Source organism: Acinetobacter sp. YH01010, assembly GCF_013420775.1.
GTDB lineage: Bacteria > Pseudomonadota > Gammaproteobacteria > Pseudomonadales > Moraxellaceae > Acinetobacter > Acinetobacter amyesii.
Genome location: NZ_VOYF01000021.1, coordinates 22,355 through 39,478, shown reverse-complemented (window position 1 = coordinate 39,478; position 17,124 = coordinate 22,355). Strand labels below are relative to the sequence as shown.

Sequence of the window (17,124 nt, the reverse complement as noted above, 5' to 3'; positions counted from 1 at the left end):
AGTTGGTCTAACACCTTGCAATGTTTGTCTTTTATACGTAATTTAAGGGTTTTCATGTACTTATATTAACAATCAAAACTCAAGGAAAATAGTCCTTAGTTAAATCAAACGACACTTCATGTCGTGTCGCTTATATCTCTGACCTGAAGGAAAGAGTTTTACGCTCCATTTGATAAAATTTAACGGTTGTCTTTAAAGAGAAAACTCCATAATATTTTTATAAAATTATTTTTATTTTTTTCAATTTTATAAAAACTTTTATTAAATCAATATTTATAAGACACTTTAAAGATGAAACAGATCTTCATCCTGCTCACTTTAGCCTTAAGCTCTCAGAGTTTTGCCCAACTGGTTCAACTCAATACCAGCCAATTTGAAATAGAATTTAACCTCTTACAGAAACAAAAAGGCTATAACAGCCAGATTAAGAGTAATGGCTACATCCACGAAAAATTTTTAGTCACTGGCAAATCGATCATTGATGAACGTGAGTCGGTCAAGATGACAGGCTATTACAAAGCAGATGATGGCCGTGATAAAATGTATTCAATTTCAGAATATCGTGTAGCTATGTTTTTGCACTCATGAACTTTGAAGCAGACGGTCAAATGACTGTACTGACCAGTGAGAGTGATTATGCCTTTGACTATGAAGATCCCACTCCAAGAGACCGTGAGTTTAGTAAAGTCCTCAAAAATGCCTGCAAACACGCCTCACTTAAATGATCGGACCCATGCGGCATCGGATCAGTTAAGCACTGCGAAACACGAAATAGACACACCCAAAAAGGCATAAACCTGCCCACAAATAGTCCAATTTAAAGGGCTGTTTAAAAAGGAAAATCATAAATGGAACGAAGACCAATAGCGTCACGACTTCTTGTGTGATTTTCATTTGACCCAAAGACCACCCATGTTTGGCCAACAATCGCGTTGCTGGGATCATAAAACTATATTCGAGTAACGCGATCGCCCATCCAAATAAAATCGCTTGCCAAAGCGGCGCATCATGTAAAAACTTCAAATGCCCATACCAGGCCAAAGTCATAAAACAGTTGGAAATAATCAATAAAAACAGGGCAAGTGACATAAGCAATCAAGATCGCAAAAAATTGCGCTTATTGTACGTTTTTCATCACAATTTCGCGCCTATTTTCCGTGTTTTTATCATTAAGAAAATCACACACATTTGATCAGTTACGAGCTCAATCTTTTTGTACGATCTCATACAAAAAAATCTATCTTTTCGCTAAGACCCTTGCTATGGTTGCTCTCAAATGAAATTAACCTTTTCAACCAAATCTATAATGACAACACCACAATAACAAAGTGATGTGTCGATAAAAGCAGTGGAGTTAGAACGAATGCATCTGCATATCTTGGGTATTTGTGGCACCTTTATGGGTTCATTGGCGCTCTTGGCGCGTGATTTAGGACATAAGGTGACGGGTTCAGACCAAAACGTTTACCCACCAATGTCTACCCAATTGGAAAATGCAGGCATTACCTTAATGCAAGGCTATGACCGTAGCCACCTTCAACCACACCCAGATCTCGTGATTGTCGGCAATGCAATGAAACGTGGCATTGATGCAGTGGAATACATGCTGAACGAAGGCCTGCCTTATATTTCTGGCCCACAGTTCCTTGCAGACCACGTGCTACAAGGTAAACATGTCTTAGGTGTTGCAGGCACCCATGGTAAAACGACAACAACGACCATGCTCGCTTGGGTCCTCGATCAAGCAGGTTTAGAACCAGGCTTTTTGATTGGCGGTGTGCCATTGGGTTTCACTGAGAGTGCACGTTTAGGCGGTGGAAAATACTTCTGTGTAGAAGCCGATGAATACGATTCTGCATTCTTCGACAAACGTTCGAAGTTCGTGCATTATCATCCAAAAACTGCGATTTTAAATAACCTTGAATTTGACCATGCCGATATCTTCGACAACTTGGCGGCGATTCAAAAACAATTCCATCATCTAGTGCGTACTATTCCAAGTGAAGGCCGTATCATTGCGCCCATCACAGAGACAAATATTGATGAAGTCTTGGAAATGGGCTGCTGGACACCTGTAGTGCGTACATCTTTAGATGCCAATGAAAAGTCTGAACTGTACGCAGAACAACTATCGAACGATGGTTCTCACTTCAAAGTATTACAACACGGTGTGGTAAAAGGCGAAGTCAAATGGAATATGACTGGGCAACACAGTGTAGCCAATGCTTTGGCAACCATTGCTGCGGCTGAACATGTCGGTGTTTCGATTGAAACGGCGTGCGAAGCACTTTCAAACTTTGGCGGTGTAAAACGTCGTATGGAGCTTTTGGGCACAATCCGTGGCATTGAAGTGTATGACGACTTTGCACATCACCCAACGGCAATTGATACCACGTTAGAAGGTGCGCGTAAGCGTCTGGGTCAACGTAAGCTTTGGGCGGTAATCGAACCACGTTCTAACACCATGCGCATGGGTAGCCATAAAGATGGCCTTGCACATTCTGCACGCTTAGCGGATGAAGTGATTTGGTATCAACCTGAAGGTTTGGATTGGGATCTACAGCCTGTGATTGAAGCTGCTACGAATAAAGCTGTGGTGGCTCGTTCACTGGATGACATCATTCAAACCATCGTAAGCGAGGCAGGCGAGGGCGATGCTGTGGTGATTATGTCGAATGGCGGTTTTGGTGGTTTACATCAGAAGTTGATCAGTGCATTAAAAGCCTAAACCCACTAGATAAAATAAAAAAAGCCCGCTGCGCGGGCTTTTTTTTTTATTCACACTCAGCTTAAAAATAATGCTGATAGCCTCGGTTTTTATAGCCTAAATCCAGCTTAACCGGCTGTTCAACATTCTCTAATCTTAACAATGTCGTTAAAAACGCCTGAATTTGTTCTAGATTGAGCACGTCGGGTTGAAAGCTTGAATGTCCAAAGCGCTGAAACAAACTAGCAATTTCACTATGTCGGTTGACATATTTCATCGACCATTTTGAAAAATCGATTTGATCAATATTTTGATCAGGATAACGCACAATATCCCGATGGCGAGTATCTTTCGCAATATGCTGAAAAAGCTGTTCGAGAGCCGCTTGCTCACCTTGCAAGCATTGGAAGAACCGGCCTTCGGCATAGTACAGCACGCCAAAAATACGCTGTTCGGTATTGAAGCTGCGGGCTCTCACCAAAATATCACTTAAATCTTGTATTAAATCAAATTGTTGTTCTACACGTGTACTGGCATAACAGAGTTGTATCATTGTGTTTATTCTTAAAGTATTTGCACGATTTTAACGTAGAAAGTTCTACAGGATGAGTAAATATTTGTATATTTTTTAATCAAATGTGCTTTTTAACTTACAACAGAAAACCAAGATCACGTATACCGATATCACCTTCATTTTTTTAAACTTATACATATTAAAACAATGAAATTATTTCCATTTGAAGATGAATAAAGAGGCCGACCATGCTTAAAAATTTACTCATTTTTTTATCGATCACTTGTGTATATTTTGCTGCCTTGATCATACTGAATAATTTTGGTGTTTCAGATTTTTTTAATGTCGTTATTTGCTCATTTATTTTAGGAATAACACTGCGTACTGCGATTCCTCACTATCTCATTTATTTACTAATGATGATGACTATTGGCAGTATTTATTTTGTACTGAATAACTTTGCATTATTAAATATCATGTGTTTAAGCTTATTTTTAGGGATATCAAGCTGCTCGATCTTATTGCAGTTTTGGCCAAATCTTTTCAAAGCACCTTCAACGCTGTTAAAATTAAAGCTAAATTAAATACAACTTAGCTTTTAAATTTTTTAAAAAATTCATAATGATAGAAAAGCCCGCATGGCGGGCTTTTCTAGGCTTGAACATCGGCAAGGGTTTTATCTCTACGAAACATCACATCAACATAAGAACAAGTAGGAATAATCTTTAAGTGTTTATCACGAGCGAATTCCACCAAATGATCCAATAACACTCGAGCCATCCCTTGCCCACGCAATGAGTCATCTACCCACGTGTGATTTGCCACAATGGTATGTTCATCACGCCATAGATAACTCATTTCTGCGAGCCGTTCACCCTCAGCATTTAACTGAAAAAATTCACCTTTTTGACCATTATCTTGATGTTGTATAGTCACTGTTTTTTCTTCCTTTTTATGAAAAAATACACCGTGTAACAAACGAGAAAGTGATTGGTACAGAACTTAAACGACCTATATTCAACTGTAGGTGATAATAAATCCGTACACCTTTCACATTAATTAAAAAACAATTAAATCACATTTGCCGGATATTTTTATTATGGACCTTTATATCATCGCCATCTTTGTATTACTGATTGCTGCAGCATGCTTGGTTGTATCGCTGTATAAATCACGATCTTAATTTCATAGCTAGAGTTCAAATAAAAACAGCCTGATCGCCATACCATTAGGCTGTTTTTATTTATTCAAATTTTAAATCCACTCCACGCTGTACAATTTAGCGTAGAACATCACGAATCGATTCATCTTTATCAAATACAGATTTTGCAAAAGGGCAGAGTGGAATAATTTTCACGTTCTTTTCCCGAGCAAAATTCACTGCTGCATCGAGGAGATGTCGTCCAACACCTTGTCCTCGCAAGCTGTCACTGACATCGGTATGATCAATAATAAATTTATCATCGCCTGCCCATGAGTAAGTCATCTCTGCCAAACGCTCCCCATTTTGCTCAACAAAGAAAGCTCCTTTTTTTTGATCATCATCTTGTTGTACAAACATCTTAAATTTCCTCCATTTTTTTATAAATTGGCATGTAATGCAGGTCAACTCTGTTGTTTTTGTATTAATTTAAACCGCATGCACAGGGCTTAAATCGGTTCCTGCTTATGTATAGAGCATAGTAAAATAAGCCACTTTATTTATTTGAAGACACTCATGTCTGCCTCTCCCTCCGAAATGGCTTCTTCTGGCTCTTGGACAGCTGTGATTGCTTTGGCTTTCGCAGCATTTATTTTTAATACCACTGAATTTGTACCTGTCGCTTTACTCAGTGATATTGGTAAAACATTTAGCTTAGCCGCGACCGATGTCGGCATTATGATTACGCTGTATGCATGGGTGGTTGCGCCGATTTCTTTGCCGATCATGTTATTGACCAAAAATATTGAACGTCGATCACTCCTGATTTGCTTATTTATGGTGTTTATTGTCAGCCATATTCTGTCGTATTTCGCATGGAGCTTTAATACTTTATTGCTCAGTCGAATTGGCATTGCTTTCTCGCATGCACTTTTTTGGTCAATTACCGCATCACTGGCAGTTCGTGTTGCGCCGAAAGGCAAAGAATTTCAGGCCTTGGGTCTTTTAGCCACAGGCACAGCTTTGGCAATGGTTCTCGGTATTCCGTTTGGGCGGATGGTTGGAGAAGCCTATGGTTGGCGAAATACCTTTGCTCTGATTGGCATTGGCGCCAGTATCGTTTGCCTGATTTTAGCCAAAACGCTGCCAATACTGCCGAGTTTGAACTCTGGCTCGCTGAGCAGCCTAAAACAGTTTATTCGTCGTCCAAGCTTAATGATGGTGTTTGTATTAACCATTATCGTGATTAGTGCGCAATTTACTGCATATAGCTATATCGAGCCGTTTTCACTTAACATTGCTGCGTTCAGCTCCATGCAAACCACAGCCTTGTTATTAATCTTTGGTGCAGCAGGCTTTCTGGGATCTTATCTCTTTGGGAAATTTGGTGGGAAATATCCCAAAGTTGCGATTCCTTTGAGTACAGCCACACTAGCTTTATCGATGCTGCTGTTGCTTCCTGTTTCTTTGAGTTTTGCAGGTGTAAGTGCAGTGTGCTTATTGTGGGGCATGAGTATCATTGGATTTAGTCTCGCATTACAGTCAAAGACACTACATCTCGCATCCGACGCCACCGATGTCTCCATGGCTATCTATTCAGGACTTTATAATGTCGGGATTGGCGGTGGTGCACTCTTGGGCGGTATCGTCAGCATGCATTTCGGTTTAAGTTATATCGGCGTGATCGGAGGAATCATCGCCGTGATCGGCACACTTTTAGCCTTAGCGTTGGTACACCGTGGTGATTTTAATCCTCCCATGGCACATTAAATGAATTCGCAAATTGCCGATTGCACTTTGTACTAAAAACTGTCATGCTTTGCCGCATATTTGGACAGTGTCCAAAACAAAATTTGAACAAGGGGAGTAGCCTCCTCCAAACGTAAACCTTGTTTTACGTGTCAGAATATCGTCATTACACTTTGCAAAAAGTCGGTATCTGAGCATCGCTGCTGAAAATCATTACAGTACGATGTAGGCAAGACCTTGATCATGTTGTCTCAGGCGTTTTATTTCGTCTGGCAACTGGTCGAGGTTTTTTTATGGCTGGTTGTTAGATGTGGAGAATACACATGGAAACGATTGGCTCTTTATGGCTATATCTGGCATTTTTCGGTTTAGTCACCATCATGCTACTCATCGACTTTTTAGGCTTTAAAAATAACAAAGGCCAAGAAATCAAAGTCAAAACCGCTGCCTATTGGAGTATTGCATGGGTCTCTGTGGCTACCTTATTCGGTGGTGCATTGTGGCTCTACTTACAGCAAACCGCTGGTGTCGCTGTTGCAAACACCAAAGTCATGGAATATTTCGCTGGTTATCTGCTCGAAAAATCACTTGCAATTGATAACGTTTTTGTCTGGCTCATGATCTTTGCTGCCTTTGCCATTCCACCTGCTTTGCAGCGCAAACTGTTACTCTACGGTGTCCTCGGTGCAATTGTACTACGTACTATCTTTATTTTTATTGGGGCATGGTTCGTTCAAGAATTCTCTTGGGTGTTGTACATCTTCGGTGCATTCCTAGTGTATACCGGCTTTAAATTCCTTAAAGGCCAAGACGAAGAAGATAAAGATATCGAAGATATGGCGATTTTGAAGTGGCTACGTAAACACATGCGTATTACCCCTCAGATGCATGAAGATAAATTCTTTGTTCGTCAAAATGGTGTCTTATGGGCAACGCCGCTTTTTTTAGTATTGATCTTGGTTGAAGCATCGGACGTCATTTTTGCGGTGGACTCAATCCCAGCGATCTTTGCTGTTACCTCTGACCCGTTCATTGTACTGACTGCAAACTTGATGGCGATTTTAGGTCTACGTGCAATGTTCTTCCTCTTGTCAGGTGCTGCATCGAAAATGCATTACTTACCATATGGTCTGGGCATTATCCTCGTGTTTATTGGCGCTAAGATGCTATTGCTCGATGTGTTCCACATGCCAATTTGGATTTCACTCGGCTTTATTGTGGTGACCTTAACCATCACCGCGTGGTTATCGATCCGACACAGTAAGAAGTACCATCAAACCACGTTATAAAACGCTTAGATAAATAAAAGCCTTCTTTCGAGAAGGCTTTTTTTATTCTGTAACAAAGCCATCAGCTAAGCTTCAGGCGTCATCAAGAGTTTGAGTTTCGGCCAGCGTTGTAAAAATTGTTTCGCTTCTATACGTTGCAAAAAAGTCGCCTGACTGACTAAACGTGGGTTCCAGCGGACATTTAACTCAAATAAATCATCTAAACCCAAAGGAGCAATCAGCTGTATTTGTTGTTGATCATCCAATTTAACGGCGATGGCAGTGGCAGTTTCTGGCCACAAAGATAGCGCATGCTCAATCGACTTGAGCGCCTGTATCGGCTCGCCATTTTCCAAGCGATACCACTGGTGTACTGTCGCTTGGTTGGTGACATCCCAATGAATGTGAGGAAAATCCAACTGCATCTGCTGTTGAATCCTGTAACCCTGTGTTCCATCATCATGTTCCGCATAATAAATCACATCGACTTCTGTGCCTTCCAGTGCATAGTGTTGTTGATGTCGCTGTGACCAAATCAAATTACGAACCACGCCTGCAGCCAAATAAGCCTGTGTATCTATGGCATACAGGGCATGTAAAATCTGCATGATGCCTTGATGCTGCAATAGGTCATGTTTTAATTGGTCTGAATAACGCATGTACATTAAAGGGTTCATTGTCGTTTTTTAAAGGGCGCTCTTGAGATCAATATAGCAAGCGTTGCGACTCATGGTCTTTATTCATTCATCGATGCAATGTATACAGCTCAATGCTTTTGTATTATTCAAATCAAATACAATGAACAAAAAAACAGAATCACTTATAAACAACTGTTCTATTTTTTAGAACACATTTTCACAAATACTCTAACGGTATTTTGAACCAAATTGGGCTACAATCAACCGAAAAAATTCTAAACTGCAGGTATGTCATGTCTTCTGTTATCGCATCTACAGCGATCCGTGGTCGCTTTCTAGATATTCAGAATACAGTTGCCCAAGCACGTGAAATTCACGACCAAGTGCGCTATTTCGAAGATGGTTTGCTAATTACGCAAGCCGGAAAAATTCAATGGTTCGGTCCATGGTCTGAGGGCCAACACCATCTCCCAGATCAGGTTGAAGTACAGCATTATCCTGATCAATTGATTGTTCCGGGTTTCATCGATACCCATATTCATTATCCACAAACGGAAATGATGGGGGCTTATGGTGAACAGCTATTGGAATGGCTCGATACCTATACCTTTCCAACTGAAATCCAATTTGAAGATCCGGCTTATGCAGAGCAAATTGCACAGTTCTTTGTAAACGAGTTACTCAAAAACGGAACCACAACAGCTCTTGTTTTTTGTACCGTTCATCCACAATCGGTCGATGCTTTATTTAAAGCTGCAGAACAGCATCAGATGCGCTTAATTGCCGGTAAGGTCATGATGGATCGACATGCCCCTGAAGCATTATGTGACACTGCAGAGAGTGGCTATAACGACTCCAAAGCACTCATCAAAAAGTGGCATGGCAAGGGCCGTAACCTGTATGCCATCACGCCTCGCTTTGCCCCAACCTCAACGCCTGAACAATTGGCACGGGCAGGGGAGCTAAAAGCCGAGTATCCTGATGTCTATGTACATACGCATTTAAGTGAAAATAAAAATGAAATCGCGTGGGTCAAATCATTATTCCCTGAGCAAAACGGCTATTTGGACGTTTATCATCATTATGGTCTGACCGGATCACGTTCCGTGTTTGCGCACTGCGTGCATTTGGAAGATGCCGAGTGGGAGTGTATGCATCAGACCAACTCTGCAATCGCGTTTTGTCCAACCTCGAACTTGTTCCTAGGCAGTGGTTTATTTCCATTAAAGAAAACATGGGAAAAACAGGTGAAAGTCGGCTTAGGCACAGACATTGGCGCAGGCACCTCATTTAACCAACTACAAACCATCAATGAAGCCTACAAAGTTCAACAACTTCAAGGCGATAAACTGTCCGCATTTGAAGCGCTGTACCATGCCACTTTAGGGGGAGCAAAAGCCTTAGATCTAGAGGACAAACTTGGAAACTTTGATTTGGGCAAAGAAGCAGATTTTGTGGTGCTCGATTTAAATGCCACGGCTTTACAAGCCTTACGTCAACAACGTGCCAAAAATCTGGAAGATGCTTTATTTGCCCTCATGCTGATGGGTGATGATCGTAATATCCATGCCACCTATGTGTTTGGACAATGTGCGTATGTCAAAGCATAAAACGGCTCGACCGAGACGAAAAACAGCGTTGAAAATTGGACTGATTGCCGTCGCTTGTCTGTGCTTACTCAAGCGTGACAGCACTTCCAAGAAAAACTGATTACATTTTCAACGGCAAAAAAGATGCATCTGCGAGCCAGATGTATTAAAATTGGTTCATCTTTAGAGGTGTTGCAAGTCAACACCTTTTTTATTTTTTGATTTGCTTTTTTAGGTATCTACCCATGTCTGTTCAAATGAGCGTACTGATTTCCACTGAAGAAATTCAAGCTAAAGTGAAAGAGCTTGGCGCAAAAATTGATGCACACTATGCTAACAGCGACAAAGAGTTGGTGTTAATCGGTCTTTTACGCGGTTCTGTTATTTTTATGGCTGACCTTTGCCGCGCAATTTCAAAACCGCATGAACTCGACTTCATGACCGTTTCAAGTTATGGCGGTGGGACCGTATCTACTCGTGATGTAAAAATCTTAAAAGATTTAGACGGAGACATTAAGGATAAAGATGTCTTAGTGGTTGAAGATATTATCGATTCAGGAAATACCTTAAGCAAAGTTTTAGAAATTTTACAGACGCGCAATCCAAATTCAATCGAGCTTTGTACTTTGGTTAGCAAGCCTTCACGTCGTGAGATTGAACTCGAAGTGAAATTTTTAGGTTTTGAAGTCGAAGATAAATTTATCGTAGGTTATGGTCTGGACTATGATCAAAAATATCGTCACATTCCATTTATTGGCGAAATTGGTCTCTAAGCAAGATCAGATACTTAAGAGTGGCCTAAGGCCACTTTTTTTTTACTTTTCTGGCTATTTCAGAACAAAAAAACAACAGTTTTTTGCATGTTTAGGCTGTAGCTCAGCTTAGTTTTGATTAAAGATAAAGATTGAACATGTCGTAAAAAACAAATACATGATAACAAAAGGAGAGTTACTATGTGGTCACTCATTGTTGCGATTGTTGTTGGTTTTATTGCTGGTTTAATTGCACGTGCGATCCATCCTGGAGATGACAAAGCCGGTTTCATCATGACCACCCTTCTCGGGATAGCAGGTTCCTTACTTGCGACCTATGGCGGACGTTTATTAGGTCTATATGGAGAAAATTCTGCCGCTGGATTTATCGCTTCCGTCATTGGTGCGATCATCGTGTTGTTTATCTATAACCTTGTAACGAAAAAAACCCGCGTCTAATTTTTATAGCACCATTAAAATACCCGCCTGTAGACGGGTATTTTTTTTATTTATATTTTATTCATACCGTACAGCTGAAATTATTTGATCTCTTTTAACATCGATTCTAATTCAGCAGCAGGATATGCACCGGTTAAGATCGAACCGTTGGCAAAGACGATTCCCGGTGTACCACTTAGTTTTAAGGTTTTTGCTAATTTTAAATTTCGATCAATCGGGTTTGCACAGCTTTTCGCTGACTTCGGTTGAATTCCCTTATTGATTAAATTATCCCAGGCCATAGCAGGGTTTGACTCACAAAAAATCTGCTTCGATGGCGCCAACGACTGTGGTTTTATGGCTGTGACAAAAGTATAAATGGTCACATCATTGAGTTTTGCCAGTTCTACTTCAAGCTTCTTACAATAAGGGCAATTTGGGTCAGAAAAGATCGCGATTTGGCGCTTCCCATTCCCCCTGACTGTTTTAATCGCATCTTGTAATGGGAGTTTATTCCACTCAGTTTTTTGCTGACTGAGGATCAATTGTTTGGTCAGATTTTTTTGATCTTTTAAACGGATCATAGATCCTGCAATCACATAATCCGCATTTTCACTCAAATACAAAACTTGATCTTCAACAAAGCCACTATATATGCCCGGCATTTCGGTACTTTGAATATTTTCAATTTTTAAACTGGGGTGCTTTTCTGCCAAGAGCTTTTGAACGTGTGCTGCATCTGCCAAAGCAAAAGTCGAAAGGGTGGTACTCAACGCCAACGCACATATTTTTTTCAACATAGACCGAACTTCAACATTTAATTGATTCAGCATTCTAAGCCTTAACACGTGAAAGTCTTGGGCTTTTTTCAGTTCATTACGCAATAGCTACATGCCGTTTCACGTGGAACATATTAAGCTGCATCAGGTGAATTAATTTCAACAGACACATGTACAATTTCTTCATGAATCGACAGCGCTTGACGCACTTCATCTGCGCTCAATGCCTGACTGGTTTCTAAGGCCACAATACACGAAAACTGACCTTTACCCACTTTCCACACATGTAAATCGGTCACATCGACGTCGACAGGCAATTGCATTAAAACTTCTCGAATCTCATCAACGACAGGGTGATCCATTTCCGCATCCAGTAATGTTTGTCCAGTTTCTTTCATCAAGCCAATGGCCCATTTGCCAACTAGAACTGCACCGACAATCCCCAATAGCGCATCTAAAAAACCCCAGCCCATCCATTTTCCGGCAAATAAAGCCACAATCGCCAACACAGAAGTCACCGCATCAGCAACCACATGCATGAAGGCTGCTTTCTGATTGAGGTCGTGATGATGATCATGCTGCTCCTCATGGCTATGCTCATGATGGTGATGGTGATGGTGATGGTGATGGTGATGGTGATGGTGATGGTGATGGTCATCATGCAATAACCAAGCACAGATCAAGTTCACCACCAGACCTAAAATCGCAATAGGGATTGCTTCGTTATAATGAATTTGGACCGGGTTGAATAAGCGTTCCACCGAATGAAAAGCCATAAATGCAGCAACGACCATCAATAATATCGCGCTGCTATAGCCCGCTAAAATTTCAATTTTCCAAGTTCCAAAGCTAAAACGAGCGTCTTGGGCATAGTGGCGTGCCGCACGATAGGCAAAATAGGCCAAGCCTAATGCCAACATATGTGAACTCATATGCCAACCATCAGCCAATAATGCCATCGAATTAAAAATCCATCCGCCAATAACTTCTAACAACATCATGACTGCCGTTAAAATAGTGGCAATTAAGATCCGTTTTTGTGCGAGTGGATTACCTTCATCAAATTGATGATGATGAATTCGGATGGATGGGGAAGTTTTCATTAGGTTCTATGCTTAAATATACTCCCCCATAGTATATTTATTTTCGGGAGAAAGTGTTGAGTCATTTACATCAGGACAAAAAGATTTTAAATCGGGTTAAACGTCTACAAGGTCAGGTCAATGCGGTCGAACTGGCTTTACAGCAACCCGAAGCAGGGTGTATCGAGGTTTTACAACAGGTTGCGGCCATCAAGGGTGCAGTGAATGGATTAATGAATGAATTAATCGAAGCACATTTACGCCATCATGTATTGCCTCAAGATGCTGAAATTAATGAAGCAGAACTGGAAGAATTTGTAAAACTGCTTAAACGCTATGGATAAAGTTACAACTGTGATTTGACCATAGAAAACAATCGGCATTAAACTGAGCCCATATTTCCTTCTTTCTCATGCAGCACAATATTGACCCTATTGACTGTACCTCTGCGACTTTAAAATGACCACATCTCCCTCTTGGCGACCATTTATCATGGTGAGCCTTGCACTCTGTATGGGCACTATTGGTACAGCGCTAGCTAGTCCTCTGTATCCCATTTATCAACAACTTTGGGGACTGCTGCCGAGTCATATCACCTATATCTTTGTTGCCTACATGTTTGGTTGCCTAGCGACCTTGCTGTTTTTAGGTCGTACCAGTAATAGTTTTGGTTTTTTAAGAACCCTGCAAATCGGTATGGCGTGCATCATCTTGGGTTTAAGCTTGTCGGTGTTTGCCAGTAATGCGCTGTGGTTATCTATCGGGCGCTTTATTATCGGCATTGCCTCGGGTTTAATTAGTACCTCAGCTATGCTTGGCATGGTCTATACCATTCCTGAACAGCATAAAAATAATGCTCCGCAGCTGAGTTCAATCATAACTGTGATTGGTTTTGGTCTTGGCCCATTTATTGGTGGGGTGATCGCTCAGTTCTCTGAACAGCCTTTAATTACCCCTTATATCCCTGTGATCTTTGGGGGTTTGGCGTGTTTAATAGGGTTATTTTTTATTCGCACACCGAATTTTGAGCCACAGCCTTTTTCAGTGGCACCACATTTGGAATTGCCTGAAAAGCGTGATCATTCACGATTTTATATCGCCGGACTAACTGCCTTTTGTGCCTTTGGCTCTTTTAGCTTATTTGCATCACTCGCACCCTCTTTCGTCAAAGATGCAATCCCATGGCATGGCCCTTTGGTCAGTGGTAGTGCCATTGCAAGTATCTTGCTGGTTTCCGCTGTCGTGCAATTTATGGCGAAATCGATTCCTTCTGCAAAATGTGTCAATGCCGGCTTAATAGTGTTAATACTGAGCTATGCGCTCCTTGCGCTATGTATGACCCAACATTGGAGCGCATTGTTTTTTATTAGCGATGTTTTAGTCGGTGTCGGGCATGGTCTGGGGCTTTTAGGCGCATTTGGCTTAGTTCATCAAATGACCAACAATCAAAACCGTGCTGCGGTGATCTCGACCTATTTATTTATTGGATATCTAGGCACCATTATTCCAATTATTGCAGCCGGCTATTTATCTGATCATTTCGGCTTAATGGTCGGTGTTTTAGGTTTTTGTATTGGCGTAGGCTTATTGTGTATCGGCTTATTGTTTTGGCACCGCAGTCTGAACACCAATTAACCATTGAACTTATTCAAGAAGCATCTTGTATTGGGTGCTTCTTAAACCCAAAAGCAATTAAGAAACCCTATAAAAATCAATCAAATTAAATTAAGATCTTGTGTGATGTGATTCAAAAATTTAAAAAAATGCTAAAAATTCAATGTCAAATTAACACTGCGGAAAATCAAATCATCGCCAGCAGCAAATACGGGAATATTCACTATATTTTACCGTTTGAATCCTTACCGCAATTAGAAACCTATGATTTTATCGTTTGGGGCTTTTTACCCATTGCCATGCGCCTTGGCATCCCGCTGCATGTAGAAGGACCTATTTCAATACAAACCCTCCACTCCGCACGGGAGGTTTCAACGGTCTGGGCCGCTTGGTTACCTGATTTATATCAACCAGTCATGCTCAGTGCTGCATCGATTATCCAAACACCACCGGCAAACCAACCCACTCAAAATTTAAGCTTTTTTAGCGGTGGGATTGACTCCACTTATAGTACATACAAAGCTTTTCTTGAAAATGGGCAAGACTCTGATTGTCTCACTGTGCATGGAATGGATTATAAATTTGATGACCATAAAAAATTTCAGGCCTTAATGGATCAGACCCATGACTTTAGAAGCCAAGTTTTTAAGCAAAGTCGCGTGGTAAAAACCGATGCTTACACGCTGTACAGTAAATATGGCTGTAACCCTAAAGGTTCGCATGTCACACATATCTTTTCGCTGTTTTCCTGCGCTTCGATTTTTGAACATTACCAGCAATATCGAATTTCAGCCGATTACCGTTTAGATCAACAATTATTCGTTCATCCCTATGGCTCAAATACGGCATCCAACCGATTGATGAAGAACCGATCCGGGGTCTTAATCACCCTCGACGATGATGTCACGCGATCACAAAAAACCGCACTTCTAAGCCAATGGGACTTAGATTTACAAACCCTGTCGATCTGTGTGGACTATAGGGCTCGACCAAAAAATTGTGGTCAATGCAGTAAATGTATGCGCACCAAAGCCATGTTTTATGCCACTAGCCCCGAAATTCCCGATATCTTTTTAGATCGTCGCTTTGAAAAACAGTGGTATCAATCCATTCCATTAAGTTCAAAAATTAATCGTGCATTTTTAATTGATATTTTGTCAGCGGTCGAAAAATCCTCGCAACAGCAACAATTTCCAGACTATGCAACACTCAAAGTCAAAGTTGAGGCTGTATCGAAAAGAGCAGCAATCAATCCTTTTTATGGGATGAAAATAAAAGATGTGCTGAGAACAATCTTTAAAATCATTATTGGCTCAAACCCACGCTAAACGATGTAAAAAAAGCACGATGTTTTCGAATATCGTGCTTTGGATGGATCTATCCATAGGTGAAATGAGGAGCTCAATCGTTTTATTACTTGCCAATACAGAATGATCCAAAAATCTTCCCTAGCAAATCATCCGCACTGAAATCGCCGGTAATTTCACCTAAGGCATTTTGCGCCAAACGTAGAGATTCAGCCACCAACTCACCCGCATGATAAACCACCAACTGCTCACGTGCTTCTGCAAGATAGCGCTGAGTGCGCTTCATTGCGTCTAAATGGCGTGTTCGAGCAATAAAGGTATCTTCCTCTGGTTGAAAGCCTGCATGCGCTGTAATCGCATCAATAAGCGCTTGAACGCCAGTTTCTTGTTTAGCCGAAACGCGAATATGTCGAAAACCGTTTAAATCGGTCATTTCCGCGGTAGATCCCGTCAAATCGCATTTATTACCAATCAGCATCAAACGCTTCGGTTCAATATGATCGGCAAAGTACGCTTGAGCCAATTGTAGTGGATCTTCGCCCTGACTCAAGTCATAGACCAAAAGTAACAAGTCAGCTTGCTCAATTTCTTTAATTGCGCGACGAATCCCTTCTTTTTCGACGATATCACCGGTTTCACGTAAACCTGCGGTATCGGTCAAGGTAATCGGCAAACCATTGAGGCTGATTTTTTCATGTAAAACATCTCGTGTCGTACCGGCAATATCCGTCACAATCGCACGTTCAACACCTGCCAAAGCATTAAGTAGAGAAGACTTACCTGCATTGGGTTTACCGGCAATCACCACTTGTAGACCTTCACGCAGTAGCTGACCTTGACGAGCAGATTGCTGTACAGCATGGACCGAGCTTGCCACTTCATCTAATAAACCCAAAATCTTACCATCCGCCAAAAAGTCGATTTCTTCTTCAGGAAAATCAATCGCTGCTTCCACATGCAAACGCAAATGGATAAGTTTTTCTAGCACCGTATTGACCTTGCTCGAAAAGGCACCTTGTAATGAACGTACCGCAGAACGTGCTGCTGCTTGTGAGGTGGCATCAATCAGGTCGGCAATCGCCTCGGCTTGCACCAAGTCCATTTTGCCATTTTCAAAGGCGCGCATTGAAAATTCGCCCGCTTTTGCAGCAATAGCACCCAATTCAAGTAACCGTGCCAATAATGCATTTTGAATAACGGGGCCGCCATGACCTTGAAGCTCCACCACATCCTCACCCGTAAAGGAGTGCGGATTTGGAAAGCAAATCACCAAACCTTCATCCATGATTTCATTCGATGCATCATAAAACTTACGGAAACCAGCAAAACGTGCTTGTGGTAAGGATTGCTGCGTTAATGCTTCTGCAATGGCATAAGATTTGGGACCAGACAGGCGAATCACGCCGACACCACCACGACCCGGCGGTGTGGCAATTGCTGCGATGGTGGTTCGGTTTAACATAAAATTCACCTAAAAATTTTCAAACGACAGATAAAGAAAAATCCGCCTAAGATTACCATCTTAAGCGGATTTATTCAGCCCATC

At 41.4% G+C, this 17,124-nt stretch carries 19 protein-coding genes; 11 read left to right on the top strand and 8 right to left on the bottom strand.

Annotation, left to right across the window (positions count from 1 at the left end; translation table 11 throughout):
* Positions 1 to 291 precede the first annotated feature (291 nt).
* Both FTT77_RS15125 and FTT77_RS17515 read left to right on the top strand, forming a co-directional pair.
* The gene (locus FTT77_RS15125; protein ID WP_227591842.1) at positions 292 to 588 is read left to right on the top strand and encodes a hypothetical protein; all 297 of its coding nucleotides are present in this window, start codon (positions 292 to 294) and stop codon (positions 586 to 588) included.
* Positions 585 to 725 carry a hypothetical protein gene (locus FTT77_RS17515; RefSeq protein ID WP_227591843.1) on the top strand — a complete coding sequence of 47 codons (141 nt, stop codon included), beginning with the start codon at positions 585 to 587 and terminating at the stop codon, positions 723 to 725. The genes FTT77_RS15125 and FTT77_RS17515 overlap by 4 nt, the downstream gene beginning before the upstream one ends.
* A 25-nt stretch (positions 726 to 750) precedes the next feature.
* On the opposite strand, the gene FTT77_RS15120 is transcribed toward FTT77_RS17515, so the two are convergent.
* Positions 751 to 1,089: a DMT family protein gene (locus tag FTT77_RS15120; RefSeq protein WP_078189529.1), complete on the bottom strand. Its 339-nt coding sequence runs from the start codon at positions 1,087 to 1,089 to the stop codon at positions 751 to 753.
* A 274-nt stretch (positions 1,090 to 1,363) separates the two neighbouring features.
* Here FTT77_RS15120 and mpl point away from each other — a divergent pair, with 274 nt between their 5' ends.
* Positions 1,364 to 2,728, top strand: a complete 1,365-nt coding sequence (mpl, locus tag FTT77_RS15115) for a UDP-N-acetylmuramate:L-alanyl-gamma-D-glutamyl-meso-diaminopimelate ligase (protein ID WP_180022934.1) — start codon at positions 1,364 to 1,366, stop codon at positions 2,726 to 2,728.
* 61 nt (positions 2,729 to 2,789) lie between these two features.
* On the opposite strand, the gene FTT77_RS15110 is transcribed toward mpl, so the two are convergent.
* The 3 genes from FTT77_RS15110 to FTT77_RS15100 form a co-directional block, all read right to left on the bottom strand.
* Positions 2,790 to 3,260 (bottom strand): BLUF domain-containing protein, encoded by a 471-nt coding sequence (locus FTT77_RS15110; protein ID WP_180109492.1) that lies wholly within the window; start codon positions 3,258 to 3,260, stop codon positions 2,790 to 2,792.
* A 612-nt stretch (positions 3,261 to 3,872) separates the two neighbouring features.
* Positions 3,873 to 4,199, bottom strand: a complete 327-nt coding sequence (locus tag FTT77_RS15105; RefSeq protein ID WP_180109493.1) for a GNAT family N-acetyltransferase — start codon at positions 4,197 to 4,199, stop codon at positions 3,873 to 3,875.
* A 301-nt stretch (positions 4,200 to 4,500) separates the two neighbouring features.
* Positions 4,501 to 4,806, bottom strand: coding sequence for a GNAT family N-acetyltransferase (locus FTT77_RS15100; protein WP_373686713.1), 306 nt, complete (start codon positions 4,804 to 4,806; stop codon positions 4,501 to 4,503).
* Between the two features lie 132 nt (positions 4,807 to 4,938).
* Here FTT77_RS15100 and FTT77_RS15095 point away from each other — a divergent pair, with 132 nt between their 5' ends.
* Positions 4,939 to 6,132, top strand: coding sequence for a sugar transporter (locus FTT77_RS15095; RefSeq protein WP_180109494.1), 1,194 nt, complete (start codon positions 4,939 to 4,941; stop codon positions 6,130 to 6,132).
* 302 nt (positions 6,133 to 6,434) lie between these two features.
* Positions 6,435 to 7,400 (top strand): TerC family protein, encoded by a 966-nt coding sequence (locus tag FTT77_RS15090; protein ID WP_078194460.1) that lies wholly within the window; start codon positions 6,435 to 6,437, stop codon positions 7,398 to 7,400.
* Positions 7,401 to 7,465: 65 nt separating this feature from the next.
* Here FTT77_RS15090 and FTT77_RS15085 read toward each other — a convergent pair whose 3' ends face one another.
* The gene (locus FTT77_RS15085) at positions 7,466 to 8,044 is read right to left on the bottom strand and encodes a nucleotidyltransferase family protein (protein WP_180109495.1); all 579 of its coding nucleotides are present in this window, start codon (positions 8,042 to 8,044) and stop codon (positions 7,466 to 7,468) included.
* A gap of 266 nt (positions 8,045 to 8,310) precedes the next feature.
* Between FTT77_RS15085 and guaD the strand changes: the two genes are divergently transcribed.
* The 3 genes from guaD to FTT77_RS15070 all read left to right on the top strand — a co-directional run bounded on the left by guaD (position 8,311) and on the right by FTT77_RS15070 (position 10,817).
* Positions 8,311 to 9,627 carry a guanine deaminase gene (gene guaD / locus FTT77_RS15080; RefSeq protein WP_180109496.1) on the top strand — a complete coding sequence of 439 codons (1,317 nt, stop codon included), beginning with the start codon at positions 8,311 to 8,313 and terminating at the stop codon, positions 9,625 to 9,627.
* Positions 9,628 to 9,851: 224 nt separating this feature from the next.
* Entirely contained in the window at positions 9,852 to 10,379 is a 528-nt protein-coding gene (gene hpt / locus FTT77_RS15075; protein ID WP_078194457.1) for a hypoxanthine phosphoribosyltransferase, read from the top strand.
* A gap of 180 nt (positions 10,380 to 10,559) precedes the next feature.
* Positions 10,560 to 10,817, top strand: coding sequence for a GlsB/YeaQ/YmgE family stress response membrane protein (locus FTT77_RS15070; RefSeq protein WP_180027157.1), 258 nt, complete (start codon positions 10,560 to 10,562; stop codon positions 10,815 to 10,817).
* Between the two features lie 80 nt (positions 10,818 to 10,897).
* On the opposite strand, the gene FTT77_RS15065 is transcribed toward FTT77_RS15070, so the two are convergent.
* Positions 10,898 to 11,596, bottom strand: coding sequence for a DsbC family protein (locus FTT77_RS15065; protein ID WP_180109497.1), 699 nt, complete (start codon positions 11,594 to 11,596; stop codon positions 10,898 to 10,900).
* Between the two features lie 113 nt (positions 11,597 to 11,709).
* The gene (dmeF, locus tag FTT77_RS15060; RefSeq protein WP_180009140.1) at positions 11,710 to 12,678 is read right to left on the bottom strand and encodes a CDF family Co(II)/Ni(II) efflux transporter DmeF; all 969 of its coding nucleotides are present in this window, start codon (positions 12,676 to 12,678) and stop codon (positions 11,710 to 11,712) included.
* Positions 12,679 to 12,734: 56 nt separating this feature from the next.
* On the opposite strand from dmeF, the gene FTT77_RS15055 reads away from it, so the two are divergent.
* The 3 genes from FTT77_RS15055 to FTT77_RS15045 all read left to right on the top strand — a co-directional run bounded on the left by FTT77_RS15055 (position 12,735) and on the right by FTT77_RS15045 (position 15,599).
* Complete coding sequence (locus FTT77_RS15055) at positions 12,735 to 13,001, top strand: metal/formaldehyde-sensitive transcriptional repressor (protein WP_078194474.1); 267 nt, start codon at positions 12,735 to 12,737, stop codon at positions 12,999 to 13,001.
* A 115-nt stretch (positions 13,002 to 13,116) separates the two neighbouring features.
* Positions 13,117 to 14,292: an MFS transporter gene (locus tag FTT77_RS15050; RefSeq protein WP_257224326.1), complete on the top strand. Its 1,176-nt coding sequence runs from the start codon at positions 13,117 to 13,119 to the stop codon at positions 14,290 to 14,292.
* Positions 14,293 to 14,420: 128 nt separating this feature from the next.
* On the top strand, positions 14,421 to 15,599 hold the full coding sequence (locus FTT77_RS15045) for a hypothetical protein (RefSeq protein WP_180050929.1): 1,179 nt from the start codon (positions 14,421 to 14,423) through the stop codon (positions 15,597 to 15,599).
* Positions 15,600 to 15,684: 85 nt separating this feature from the next.
* Here the strand turns inward: FTT77_RS15045 and mnmE are convergent, their stop codons facing one another.
* Entirely contained in the window at positions 15,685 to 17,040 is a 1,356-nt protein-coding gene (mnmE, locus tag FTT77_RS15040) for a tRNA uridine-5-carboxymethylaminomethyl(34) synthesis GTPase MnmE (RefSeq protein WP_078189512.1), read from the bottom strand.
* Positions 17,041 to 17,124: the final 84 nt, after the last annotated feature.

What these genes read in the sequence shown, in the direction of transcription:
- mpl (WP_180022934.1), top strand. Translation starts at nt 1,364, where the DNA reads ATGCATCTGCATATCTTGGGTATTTGTGGCACCTTTATGGGTTCATTG.
- FTT77_RS15110 (WP_180109492.1), bottom strand. Translation starts at nt 3,260, where the DNA reads ATGATACAACTCTGTTATGCCAGTACACGTGTAGAACAACAATTTGAT.
- FTT77_RS15120 (WP_078189529.1), bottom strand. Translation starts at nt 1,089, where the DNA reads ATGTCACTTGCCCTGTTTTTATTGATTATTTCCAACTGTTTTATGACT.
- FTT77_RS15090 (WP_078194460.1), top strand. Translation starts at nt 6,435, where the DNA reads ATGGAAACGATTGGCTCTTTATGGCTATATCTGGCATTTTTCGGTTTA.
- FTT77_RS15085 (WP_180109495.1), bottom strand. Translation starts at nt 8,044, where the DNA reads ATGTACATGCGTTATTCAGACCAATTAAAACATGACCTATTGCAGCAT.
- guaD (WP_180109496.1), top strand. Translation starts at nt 8,311, where the DNA reads ATGTCTTCTGTTATCGCATCTACAGCGATCCGTGGTCGCTTTCTAGAT.
- dmeF (WP_180009140.1), bottom strand. Translation starts at nt 12,678, where the DNA reads ATGAAAACTTCCCCATCCATCCGAATTCATCATCATCAATTTGATGAA.
- FTT77_RS15095 (WP_180109494.1), top strand. Translation starts at nt 4,939, where the DNA reads ATGTCTGCCTCTCCCTCCGAAATGGCTTCTTCTGGCTCTTGGACAGCT.
- FTT77_RS17515 (WP_227591843.1), top strand. Translation starts at nt 585, where the DNA reads ATGAACTTTGAAGCAGACGGTCAAATGACTGTACTGACCAGTGAGAGT.
- hpt (WP_078194457.1), top strand. Translation starts at nt 9,852, where the DNA reads ATGTCTGTTCAAATGAGCGTACTGATTTCCACTGAAGAAATTCAAGCT.
- FTT77_RS15065 (WP_180109497.1), bottom strand. Translation starts at nt 11,596, where the DNA reads ATGTTGAAAAAAATATGTGCGTTGGCGTTGAGTACCACCCTTTCGACT.
- FTT77_RS15045 (WP_180050929.1), top strand. Translation starts at nt 14,421, where the DNA reads ATGCTAAAAATTCAATGTCAAATTAACACTGCGGAAAATCAAATCATC.
- FTT77_RS15050 (WP_257224326.1), top strand. Translation starts at nt 13,117, where the DNA reads ATGACCACATCTCCCTCTTGGCGACCATTTATCATGGTGAGCCTTGCA.
- FTT77_RS15125 (WP_227591842.1), top strand. Translation starts at nt 292, where the DNA reads ATGAAACAGATCTTCATCCTGCTCACTTTAGCCTTAAGCTCTCAGAGT.
- mnmE (WP_078189512.1), bottom strand. Translation starts at nt 17,040, where the DNA reads ATGTTAAACCGAACCACCATCGCAGCAATTGCCACACCGCCGGGTCGT.
- FTT77_RS15070 (WP_180027157.1), top strand. Translation starts at nt 10,560, where the DNA reads ATGTGGTCACTCATTGTTGCGATTGTTGTTGGTTTTATTGCTGGTTTA.